We start from the raw sequence: 12,320 nt of genomic DNA, 5'->3' as shown, positions 1-12,320 counted from the left end.
GGATGATTTCAATAGTGACTGGTATGCCATGTATGGTGAAGGAACAGGAATTTGTGATTTATAGGGGGATAATCAAATGACAAAAATGATAGGAAGTCCCACAAGATATATTCAAGGTAAGGGTGAATTAAAGAAACTTGCTGTTCATGCATTAAGTTTAGGGAAAAAGTTGTTTGTAATTGTAGATAAGAATATTCAGGATATTGTCAAACCTGATATTGATCTCAGTGTTAAAGATCAGGATGTGGATATTCTCTTTGAAAGTTTTCAAGGTGAATGCTGCATGAGTGAAATCAATCGTATTATTGATATTGTCAAGACGAATGGTTGTGATGTGATTGTTGGTGTTGGTGGTGGAAAAACACATGATACATCTAAGGCTGTTGCTCATTATACAAAAAAACCAGTCGTGATTGTTCCTACCATTGCTTCAACAGATGCCCCATGTTCTTCTTTATCTGTTATTTATAGTGATGAAGGAGTCTTTGATAAGTATTTATTCTTACCAACAAGCCCAAATATGGTCTTGGTTGACACAGAAGTTGTTTCTAAAGCTCCAGCTAGATTATTAATTGCTGGAATTGGTGATGCGATGGCAACATATTTTGAAGCGAGAGCCTGTTATCAAAGTGAAGCAGATAACTGTTTAGGTGGAAAATGTACAAAGGCTGCCATGTCACTTGCTCGTTTGTGTTATGAAACATTATTAGAAGATGGGAAAGCAGCAACTTTAGCAGTACAAGCTAAAGTCTGTACAAAGGCCGTTGAAAATATTATTGAAGCCAATACCTATTTAAGTGGAATAGGATTTGAATCTGGTGGTTTGGCTGGCGCTCATGCAGTGCACAATGGTTTGACGGCTATTGCATCAACACATCAATTATATCATGGTGAAAAAGTTGCCTTTGGAACATTGGTTCAATTGGTATTAGAAAATGCTCCAAGACAAGAAATTGAAGAAGTCCTAAAGTTATGTCATGAAGTTGGATTACCAACAACACTTGCTGACTTAAATATTAATGAAGTGAAACCAGAAGAAATTATGGCAGTCGCTAGGTTAGTCTGTGCACCTGGTGATACAATTGGGAATATGCCATTTGATGTAACACCAGAGGATGTTTATGCAGCAATTCTTGGCGCTGATGAATTAGGTAAATCATATCAATAGAGATCTTCATGATCTCTATTTTTGCACATATGTGCAATCTGTTTTGAATATCAATATTTCATGAAGAAATATTGACTTATTATTCTAATTTTATTAAAATAAAATTGCAAATGAAACATGATATAATTTCATACATAATATGTTTCTTGGCAACTACATTATGAAGTATTTAAAAATATTCTACACAAACAATTTATAGAGGCTTTTTATTGCCATATACTCCAATCACAATATAAAAGCAAACTCTATATAAAATTCTTCTCTAGTTTTTTACATAATGTAGTCTTTTGGTTGATGGAATGATGATACATGATAGATGTATTCATTATTCCATTCTCTTATTTTTGGTGGTGCATAAATTTGCAAAATATTGAGAATATCATTATTATTTTATTATATATACTTGTTTTGATAGCATTCATAAAGCAATTCATTTAGAATGTATCAAGGAAGAATATCAAATAAAAATAGGAAAACAAATTAAGAAATATAGACATAAAAGACATTGATCACAAGAAGAACTTGCTGATAAAGTTTTTGTAACAAGACAAACTATATCGAATTAGGAAACTGATAAAAGTTATCCCGATCTTAATAGTAATGTTCTTTTAAGTCAGTTATTTGGTATATCTCTTGATATTTTTATTATGGGAGATATAGAAGCTATGAAAAAAAAGATATCGTATACAAATTGATAAAGAAATAGTTGTATCTATGGAGGAAAAAGACGAGATGAAATTAAAAAAAGTCGTGAGGAAGGAAAACGGCCTTATCAAAGATTTATTTATATGATTATATTTGCTGTGACATTTGGTTTATTAAATATCATTCATTGAGAAAATGATTTCTATTATTGTTTAAGAAAAGATGATTAACACTGGAATTATCATAAATAATTCCTTTTCTTCGTGCTTTTCTAATATTATTGACGTATAATTCACTTAATATAAGATATATACTGGAAAATGAATCAAATAATGAGGAATTTTCAAAGAATAAAATCATAAATTGAAAGTGTTCATCTTGTATTCAAAAAATAAGCGTTAAATATATATAATAGAAAATGAGAGGAAGGCAATACCAATGCTCCAAATAAAAAATATACACAAAGAATATAAAACAGGAAATCTTGTTCAAAAAGCACTTGATGGTGTGAGTTTAAATTTACGCGATAATGAATTTGTTGCCATTTTAGGTCCTAGTGGCTCTGGGAAAACAACGTTATTAAATATTATTGGAGGTCTTGATCGTTATGATCAGGGAGACTTAATTATTAATGGAATTTCTACTAAAAAATATAAAGATCGTGATTGGGATTCATATCGTAATCATACAATAGGTTTTGTTTTTCAGAGTTATAATTTAATCCCACATCAAACTGTTCTAGCAAACGTTGAATTAGCTTTAACAATATCAGGAATTTCTAAGGCTGAAAGAAAACAGCGTGCTGAAAAAGCTTTAGAGCAGGTAGGACTTGGAAATCAAGGACATAAGAAACCAAACCAAATGTCTGGTGGACAGATGCAGCGTGTCGCAATTGCTCGAGCTTTAGTCAATGATCCAGATATCTTGTTAGCAGATGAACCAACAGGTGCTCTAGATAGTGAAACCAGTGTACAAGTTATGAACTTATTAAAAGAAGTTGCTAAAGATCGTTTGGTTGTCATGGTTACTCATAATCCTGAATTAGCAGAGGAATATGCAACACGTATTGTTAATTTGCGTGATGGAACAATTCGTAGTGATTCAGATCCTTATGAAGTCAGTGAAACTGAATTAGATAAACCAAGACATGAAAATATGGGTAAGTCTTCAATGTCATTTCTAACATCTTTGTCATTGAGTTTTAATAACTTGAAAACAAAAAAGGCAAGAACGTTTTTAACTTCTTTTGCTGGATCTATAGGTATTATAGGTATTGCTTTGATTCTTTCTTTATCTAATGGAGTCAATCAATATATACAATCTATAGAAGAAGAAACATTATCAGAATATCCTTTACAGATTCAAAGTTCAGGTTTTGATATGACATCAATGATGACAGATGCACAACCTAAACAAAGTGAAGAAAAAGATGAAACAAAAATTCATGTTTCACAAATGATTACAAATATGTTCTCTAAGATAGGATCTAATGATTTAACATCATTAAAGGAATATCTTGATAGCGATAAAAGTGATATTAAGAAAAATACCAATTCAATTGAATACACATATAATGTATCACCACAAATATATAGTACTGATACTGAAAAAATAAGGCAGGTTCATCCAGATAAATCATTCACTGCATTAGGACTCGGATCATCAACAAGTGCAAACAGCATGATGTCATCAATGATGAGTACTGATACTTTTTATCAGATGCCTAGTAGTACAAGTCTATATGAAGATCAATACAATATGAAAGCAGGAAGATGGCCTGAAAAATATAATGAGTGTGTGCTTGTTTTATCAAAGAATGGGAATATTAATGATTTCATGCTTTATACATTAGGATTACGTGATTATGATGAACTTGATAAAATGATTCAGCAATTTTCTAAAGAAGAAGAGGTCACTGTTCCAGATAATATTCAATCTTATTCTTATGATGATATTTTAGGTGTTGAATTTAAACTTGTCAATGCAACTGACTATTATCAGTATGACCAAAAATATAATGTATATAAAGATAAGACAGATGATCAAAAATACATGAAAGATCTTATAGAAAAAGGTGAAAATATAAAAATTGTAGGTGTTGTTCAACCAGATGAATCTGCTACAGCAACGATGTTAAGAACTGGAATTGGGTATCCTGCATCACTCACAACACATGTTATTGAGCAGGCAAAGGAAAGTGAAATTGTTCATAAACAATTAGAAAATTCAAATATTGATGTTTTTACTGGTAAAGATTTTAGTAGTAAGGATAATCAAAAAATGGATATGAATTCATTGTTTACAGTTGATGGAAATATGTTGAAAAAGGCTTTTAAGTTTGATCAAAGTAAATTATCAATGAATATGGATAATTTAGATTTAAGTAATATGAAAATAGATATGTCTTCTTTACCAGCAATGGATATAGAAAGCATTTTTAAAGATATGAAAATCAATATCTCTCAAGAACAGTTAGAAAGTTTAAGTCAGAAGTTAATGACTGAATTTCAAAAATATGCGCTTGCTAATGGAATGATTGATCCAACAAAAATGAATGAATATTTTATGTTATATTTACAGACTGAAGATGCTCAAAAATTATTACGCAGTGAGATGATAACACTATTGAATGAAAGTGGATTAACAGAACAGTTTCAGGCACAGTTGCAAAAACAGATGCAAACAATGATGACACAATATACTGCAACTTTAACAAAGTCATTACAGGAACAGATAAGTTCTCAAATGACAAAACAGATGGGAAATCTTGCGAAAAACATGCAAGATGCGATAAGTATTGATACAACAGTATTTGCGAAAGCAATTAAGATGAATATGAATGAAGAAGAACTTTCAGAATTAATGATGTCACTGATGACAACTGAAGTTTCATCATATGATGGAAATCTCAAAAACTTAGGATATGCAGATTTTGATAAGCCAAATGGTATTAATATTTACCCAAAGGATTTTGAAAATAAGCAAAAAGTTGTTGATATATTAGATAACTATAATGAAGATATGAAGAAAGTTGATGAAGATAAAGTTATTTCATATACAGATTATGTTGGAACATTAATGTCTTCAGTAACAGATATTATTAATGTAATTAGTTATGTTTTGATTGCTTTTGTAGCTATATCATTGGTTGTTTCTTCAATCATGATTGGTGTTATTACTTATATTAGTGTTCTAGAGCGTAAAAAAGAAATTGGAATATTACGTGCCATTGGAGCATCAAAGAAAAATATTTCACAAGTTTTTAATGCTGAAACATTTATTATTGGGTTATTAGCTGGGCTCTTAGGAATAGGTATAACATTATTGTTGCTGATACCAGGTAATATGCTGATTCATGAAATTGCAGGGAATGTGAGTGTAAGTGCAACTTTACCAGTTGCAGGAGCAGTGATTTTAATTGTTTTAAGTGTTATTTTAACATTAATTGGTGGATTGATTCCGTCAAAGAAAGCCGCTCAGGAAGATCCAGTAACAGCTTTACGTACAGAATAAGAGATTGACAGAATCTTGTTTGTTCAAGGTTCTGTTTTCTTATGAGTTATGATATGATAAGATAGATAAGGGTGGTGAAACGATGAAAGATATTATTAAAATTGGAGTTGGTATTGTCGTTTTCAAAGAAAATAAAATATTATTAGGGCATCGAGTTAAATGTGGCAAGGATACTGGAGGTATTTATGAACCTGATAGTTGGTGTTTACCTGGTGGTAAACAAGAATACAATGAAACAATATTTGAATGCGCAATAAGAGAAATGAAAGAAGAAACAAATCTTGATATTGCAGATATGTATGTGTTTGGTGCCGTTGATGATATTCAGCCTCATAAGCATTTTGTGACAATATGGGTGGTAGCTCATGAATGTAAAGGAACACTAAAAGTTATGGAACCGGATAAGCAAGATGATTGGAAATGGTATTCCATCCATGATTTACCAACTCATTTATATGGTCCTTCTCAGAAATTTATTAATGCCTATATAAAAAGTTTAGAATAGGAGCTATGAAAAATGAACTTATATGATATTCAGGTTTATGATGGAGATAATCAGTTACAATCACTATCACAATATAAGAACCAAGTATTGCTAATAGTCAATACAGCAACAGAATGCGAATTCACAGAACAATATGATGAATTAGAAGATCTATATGAAAAGTATCATGAACAGGGATTGACTATATTAGATTTTCCTTGTAATCAATTTGGAGAACAGGCTCCAGGAACGATGGAAGAGATTATGTCATTTTGTGCTGATACTTATGGTGTGAGTTTTCCACAATTTGCTAAAATTGAAGTTAATGGACCAAATGAGTCCCCTGTATATACTTATTTAAAAAGATATCAGGATCAATCACTATCAGCTAGAATTGAATGGAACTTCACAAAGTTCTTAATTGATAGAAATGGTCAAGTAGTAAAACGATTTGAACCCTTGGTAAGACCATATGAAATAGAAATATATATAGAGAATTGTTTAAAAAGAAAGTCATATTAATTGTGACTTTCTTTTATTTTTTTGCTATTCTTTAAATAGGAGGATTTCATAATGAAAATATTATATGTATCTGATTTGGATGGAACACTATTAAGAAGTGATGAAAGAACATCTGATTATACAAATCAAGTTATTAATCAATTAGTAGAAAAAGGAATGCTATTTTCTTATGCAACAGCAAGATCTTATCATACATCACAAAAAGTAACAAAAGGATTAAATGCGCAAATACCACTCATCGTTTATAATGGTGTATTTGTAAAAGATAATGTTAGTGGAGATATTTTGATTTCACATTATTTTCAAAAAGATGTTCATAATTTAATTAATGGACTTATTGAACATCATGTTTATCCTATTGTTTATGCAATGATTAATGGAGAAGAAAAGTTTTCATTTATAAAGAATAAATCATCAAAAGGTGTATTGGATTTTGTAGAAACAAGAACTGGAGATATCAGAATGAATCCTGTTCATAATAGAGATGAACTTTATAAAGGAGATATTTTTTATTTGTCTTGCATTGATGATGAAGAAAAACTTGAGCCATTTTATAAAAAATATCAGAATCAATATCATTCATTTTATCAAAAAGATATATATTCACAAGAACAGTGGCTAGAATTTATGCCACAGGGTGCATCAAAATCAAATGCCATAAAAGAATTAAAAGAGTATTTTGGATGTAACTATGTTGTTGTTTTTGGTGATGGATATAATGATATTGATATGTTTGAAGATGCAGATGAATGCTATGCTGTTGAGAATGCTGTCAAAGAACTTAAAGATATAGCGACTGCTGTTATTGGAAGTCATAATGATGATGGTGTTGCACATTGGTTATTTGAACATTATATTAAAGGGAGATAGGACTTATGCTTTATATAATGGAGTATTTATCAGCCATTGGATAATTACTTATAGTAAGTGATGAAAAATCATTGATTGGATTGTGGTATGGAGGACAAAGTATTTTTAGGTACAATTCATAAAGAAATAAAATATGATAATCAGCAACCAATCCTTATACAAACAAAACATTGGTTAGATTAGTATTTTGATTTACAATATCCATCAATAATAGATTGGCTCTAAGGGAAACTAAGTTTTAAAAAATTATTTGGAAAATGCTTTCTCAAATTTCTTATGGAGAGGTAATAACTTATGGAAAAATTGCTCGTGAAGTTGCAGATTTATATCATAAACTAAGGATGTCTGCTCAAGCAATATATGAAGCAGTAGGACATAATCTTATATCAATTATTATAGCGTATCATCGTGTTGTTGGAAGTCATAGGAACTTAACAGGTTGTGCAAGAGGAATTGATAAAAAATTCAATGACTCAAAAGAAAAGGCGTTGATATCAAGAAATGTTCGATTTTAAAGAAAGGAAAAACTCTATAAATATGGTTGTATTAAATAATGATTTTATATTTCAAATTTTAGCGGTTGTTGAAGAGATTCCATATGGTTTTGTAGCAACATATGGACAAATTGCAAAATTAAGTGGACATGATAAAAATGCTCGTCTTGTAGGTAAGGTTTTAAGTATATCAGAATATTATGGGCGTTTCCCATGTCATCGGGTTGTGAATGCAAGTGGACGTTGTGTACCGGGTTGGACAGATCAGCAAAGTTTATTAGAAAATGAAGGAATAATTTTTAAAAAAGAGGGATATGTTGATTTAAAGAAACATCAGTGGAAGATAAAATAATTGTATTTTAATCTTATTATAGAGATACCAATTATGAATCAAAATATAGTCACTTTCATAGATGTCATCTTGTGTATGAGTTTTTATGCTTGTTTGTTTTATAGCATTAATCAACTTATAAAAGATAAAAAAACATTTCTTTTAATGAAAATTTTTTGGTTTGTTTATTTTGTTATAACATGTATTTTATTGTTACATAAATTAAATGGAATACAAAATGTTATTGAAGTTCAAATTCCATTTTTAGGTTTTCTACTCATAATAAAAGTGATTATATGTTATATGATTAGTTATTATTTATATAAATATAATAAAGAACTGACTGAGCAATATGAGAGTGATAAAGTTATTCCTATAAAGAAATATGCGCAATATAAAATTCTTATATTAATGTTTATCTGTATAGGGTTACTTATAGGATTAGAAAAACCTTTTGTAGAAACTTTAGAGAAAGCATCTTATAATGAGTATATATGGTATGGAGAAATTGCTAATGAAGTCATTATAGAAGGACAATGGATTTATGACCGAAAGAAAATATTTGGAAATGAATGGGAATATCGTTTACCATCTATTTGGATTAATGATTCTATTTATGAACAAACAGAGTCTTGTAGAGTTATTATGAATGTTGGAGAGAATAACTATACTATAGCAGAGCAATATTCTCAATTAAATAAAGAGTATCATAAGGAACTTTTTGCATATAATGGTCAAAAAGAGGGATTTTATCTTATCAAGACAGATTATCAATCATTTCATACAGAAGATATATATGCATATTGAGATCGTATTTCAATTGATATATATTTGTATAATCAACAAAAGAATCTCATTCAGGAATATACAGTTAAGCTGGAAGATGGACGACCTAGAATGAAAGAATATTATTATCAGGATCAAGATATATCAGTAGAAGAAATGTTAGTTGATCATGGATTTATTATGAAACTTCCTTATATTGCATTAAAAGATAAACTTTTAGACAATGAATTGATTCTCTTATCACATAGTGAAACATTAGAAGAACCCTATATTGTTATTTTTTCATCAACTGAAATGACTCATAAACACAATAAATATATTTTTAATGAACAGTATTCACATTATTATCTAACAGATGCACAATGTTTTTATCTTCATATAGCTATCTTTGAAAATGATATCCCTTTTGTATCTAAAACAATAAGGCTGGTAGAAAAATGAAAATTATATGTCGTTTGAATCATAAAAATGAGTTAAGGGAGAAATTAAAGTCATATCGGAATCTTAATATTGTACTTATAGAACATGGAGAAACATATGAAGGGATAGGATATCACTTTGATTATCAACATTTAGATCAATTAATTCAGTACTTGGAAAGATTGAAAGCAAAACAGATGTTAGTTGGGTATCAACATGAGCGTAAATATATTTTATCTATCCAAAAGATCGTCTATATTGAAGGTATGTCAAAAGAATGTTATTTACATACTATGGATGAAGAATACTTAAGTGAATATAAATTATATGAATTAGAAGATTTATTTGAGGGAACTTCATTGATAAGAATTAGTAAATCAATGATTGTTAATCTATGTTATATTGATTATTTACAAGTAGAAGCGAATATGAAATATGGACTTTATATGAAATCAAAGGTTAAATTAACATTGAGTCGTAAGTATGTTAAGGCATTTAAAAAGAAGATTGGAATGAGGTGATCACATTGTTAGAAAAATTAGGGATTCGTCTTTTAACACATTTTCTTGTTATGGGAATAATACGTTTGTTTGTATTGAATGGGAATTATGCATCTTTTGATTTTTCAGTTATGGCTATATGCTTGATATATGCATTCATTATAACTATATTTCTAGAATGTTTTGATCAATGGGTTATTCAATATGCACATTATTATGTTTATATGATGATAGGAATAATGATAATCGGAGGCGCAATTATTTACTTAGGTGATTCAATGTTTCATTGTATACTTTTTGGATATTTGATTATGATTTTAATGAAAGAAACTTGGCATCTATCAACAATACAATTAGCATTAAAAAAATATCAAAAAGAATATAAAAATAAATAATATTGCTTTATGCAATCATATTGTGTATAATAAATAAGAAAAGAGACTTTGAGCATGAAAGAAAAGTTACAGGATGGAAGACCTGACGTTGACTGGAATAAACCAGATTTTCTTGATTGTTAATGAGGTAAGGATCATTTAAGATTCTTACCTTTTTCTATAGAGAGGAGAATGATATGGGACAATATGTCTATATTACAATTGCAACAAAAATTATAGCTAGAAAGACTGGAAAATTTTATTTTGGCTGTAAAGAATATTCTGTTAGAGAAATTAAAGATAGACTAGAAGAAACGTTTTGTATGGATTTGTATGATATTTATGAAAATGAGGAATATGTAGGTTTTCTATTAAAGAAAGGAATATTAGAAAAATATTTATATGATTTTTTGTATGAACAGTCTTTCCATTTGTTCTGTGGTGAACAGATTAGAGCAGAACTTGATCAAATCAAGAATATAGATGAAGAAATTATTTTGGATATGTTTAGAAATGAAGAATTGAATTATTTTCATTATATGAATTTTGATGTTATGAAATCAGATTATTTGGCTTATGATTTAGAAATATATTCTGAGGGTATTAATTATTTGAATGATGGGAAGATATATATGGAATGTTATAGTGAATTTTTTCAGTATATTAATAAGATGATTAGAAAAAGTTCTAGCAATCCGTTAAAAGATACAGTTTATGTTATGATTGTAGGATAATCATGTTATAATATTGACAGGGACTATTCATTTAGAAAGGCTCTATTAAAGACAATATAAAAAGGAGGGAAGAGTTGAGAGTTTCTCAACTTATAAGATGAATATTGAAACATTGAGCATACCTTTGCCAGAAGATTTAATGAAATTAAAATGGAATGGTCAATTTGATTTGATGAAAGAAATGATTGATTTACGAATTAAAAAAGATATTCCTGCCTTGTTAAAGAAAAGGTTAATATTAGAAAAAAATATTTTAGATGATTTGAAAAGAGAGTTTATTTATTCTAAAGCTGAGGCAATTGGTATTTTAAAAGAAAAGATTATTGATTTCCAAGATGATGAATTTGATGAATTATTTAAAGATGGAGCTTTTGAGTTTTTGTTTATAGAAGGTGAAATGAAGTTTAAAAATGATTTTTATGAGAATCTTATTAAAACGAGAAATGCTTATGCTTTAAGAAATAAGGAAAAAGTGAATTATCAAAATTATGAATTGTTGGATGAAGTGATTACTAAAATGGAATTACAAGGTGAACTTTCTTATAAGATTCATGTGAAAGTATCATTAAAAATAAAAAAGGAATATGAAAAAATAGGCAAGGTGATTCGCGTTTGGTTGCCTATTCCTAAAGAATATGCACAAGTAGAACAGTTTCACATTATTCGTACGATGCCAGACGCTCAAGTTATTAATGATCACCAAGCTGAACATCGTAGTGTATATTTTGAAACTTGTTTAGAGCCTGATCAGGAGTTTAGTGTAGAATATGAGTTTATTAATCATTCATATTATCATCAATTAGATCCTCATATCGTAACAGAAGAACATCCAGATTGTTGTTTAGAAGAAAAGGCGCCACATATTGTTTTTTCTCCATATTTAAAGTCTTTGGTCAATGACATCATTGGTAAAGAAAAAAATCCACTTATTAAAGCGAAAAAGATTTATGATTATATCACAAGTCATGTTATGTACTCATTTGTCAGACAATACGTAACTTTACCTTTAATACCAGAATATGTTGCTGCTGGGCTCAAAGGTGATTGTGGTGTGCAGGCTATTCTTTTTATAACAATGTGTCGTATTGCTGGTATTCCTGCAACATGGCAAGCGGGATTGTATGCGACACCATATGAAATTGGAAACCATGATTGGGCTAGATTTTATATTGCACCATATGGATGGTTATATGCTGACTGTTCATTTGGAGGAAGTGCGTATCGACATCATTCGAAATTGCGTAGAGATTTCTATTTTGGTAACTTAGAACCTTTTAGAATACCAAGTGCATGTGAATTCCAAGGTGATCTTGTACCGTCTAAAACATATCTAAGAAGGGACCCTTATGATCATCAGACAGGTGAGGTAGAATATATTGATGAATGTATACCTCAAGATCATTATGAAATGAAACAAATGATTATAGAAGTTAAGGAAGTCTAAGACTGTATCTAACATACAGTTTTCTATTTGTTTTA

13 protein-coding genes are annotated in these 12,320 nt (G+C 29.4%); all 13 read left to right on the top strand.

Annotation, left to right across the window (positions count from 1 at the left end):
* The first annotated feature begins 76 nt into the window (after positions 1–76).
* Positions 77–1,168: a glycerol dehydrogenase gene (locus BN350_RS06935; RefSeq protein WP_028042945.1), complete on the top strand. Its 1,092-nt coding sequence runs from the start codon at positions 77–79 to the stop codon at positions 1,166–1,168.
* 1,083 nt (positions 1,169–2,251) lie between these two features.
* Positions 2,252–5,326, top strand: a complete 3,075-nt coding sequence (locus tag BN350_RS06930) for an ABC transporter ATP-binding protein/permease (RefSeq protein WP_028042944.1) — start codon at positions 2,252–2,254, stop codon at positions 5,324–5,326.
* An 82-nt stretch (positions 5,327–5,408) separates the two neighbouring features.
* Complete coding sequence (locus BN350_RS06925; RefSeq protein WP_028042943.1) at positions 5,409–5,831, top strand: nucleotide triphosphate diphosphatase NUDT15; 423 nt, start codon at positions 5,409–5,411, stop codon at positions 5,829–5,831.
* A 12-nt stretch (positions 5,832–5,843) separates the two neighbouring features.
* Positions 5,844–6,332 (top strand): glutathione peroxidase, encoded by a 489-nt coding sequence (locus BN350_RS06920; RefSeq protein ID WP_028042942.1) that lies wholly within the window; start codon positions 5,844–5,846, stop codon positions 6,330–6,332.
* 51 nt (positions 6,333–6,383) lie between these two features.
* Positions 6,384–7,202 carry a Cof-type HAD-IIB family hydrolase gene (locus BN350_RS06915; protein ID WP_028042941.1) on the top strand — a complete coding sequence of 273 codons (819 nt, stop codon included), beginning with the start codon at positions 6,384–6,386 and terminating at the stop codon, positions 7,200–7,202.
* Between the two features lie 257 nt (positions 7,203–7,459).
* The gene (locus BN350_RS20900) at positions 7,460–7,717 is read left to right on the top strand and encodes an MGMT family protein (RefSeq protein WP_196802952.1); all 258 of its coding nucleotides are present in this window, start codon (positions 7,460–7,462) and stop codon (positions 7,715–7,717) included.
* 22 nt (positions 7,718–7,739) lie between these two features.
* A complete protein-coding gene (locus BN350_RS06905; RefSeq protein WP_044600179.1) occupies positions 7,740–8,048 on the top strand; it encodes an MGMT family protein in 309 nt (102 codons plus the stop codon).
* Between the two features lie 33 nt (positions 8,049–8,081).
* The gene (locus BN350_RS06900) at positions 8,082–8,834 is read left to right on the top strand and encodes a hypothetical protein (RefSeq protein WP_028042939.1); all 753 of its coding nucleotides are present in this window, start codon (positions 8,082–8,084) and stop codon (positions 8,832–8,834) included.
* A 90-nt stretch (positions 8,835–8,924) separates the two neighbouring features.
* Complete coding sequence (locus BN350_RS06895; protein WP_028042938.1) at positions 8,925–9,254, top strand: hypothetical protein; 330 nt, start codon at positions 8,925–8,927, stop codon at positions 9,252–9,254.
* Entirely contained in the window at positions 9,251–9,754 is a 504-nt protein-coding gene (locus BN350_RS06890; RefSeq protein ID WP_028042937.1) for a LytTR family DNA-binding domain-containing protein, read from the top strand. Before BN350_RS06895 ends, BN350_RS06890 begins: the two co-directional genes overlap by 4 nt.
* A gap of 5 nt (positions 9,755–9,759) precedes the next feature.
* Positions 9,760–10,128 (top strand): hypothetical protein, encoded by a 369-nt coding sequence (locus BN350_RS06885; protein WP_028042936.1) that lies wholly within the window; start codon positions 9,760–9,762, stop codon positions 10,126–10,128.
* A gap of 176 nt (positions 10,129–10,304) precedes the next feature.
* Positions 10,305–10,841, top strand: a complete 537-nt coding sequence (locus tag BN350_RS06880) for a hypothetical protein (RefSeq protein WP_028042935.1) — start codon at positions 10,305–10,307, stop codon at positions 10,839–10,841.
* 139 nt (positions 10,842–10,980) lie between these two features.
* Positions 10,981–12,285, top strand: coding sequence for a transglutaminase-like domain-containing protein (locus tag BN350_RS06875; RefSeq protein WP_231385244.1), 1,305 nt, complete (start codon positions 10,981–10,983; stop codon positions 12,283–12,285).
* Positions 12,286–12,320 lie beyond the last annotated feature (35 nt).

Source organism: Candidatus Stoquefichus massiliensis AP9, assembly GCF_000455285.1.
In the GTDB taxonomy this organism is placed as follows: Bacteria; Bacillota_I; Bacilli_A; order Erysipelotrichales; family Coprobacillaceae; genus Stoquefichus; species Stoquefichus massiliensis.
Note: the sequence above shows the minus strand (reverse complement) of the source record. Positions and strands in the feature narration are given on the sequence as shown.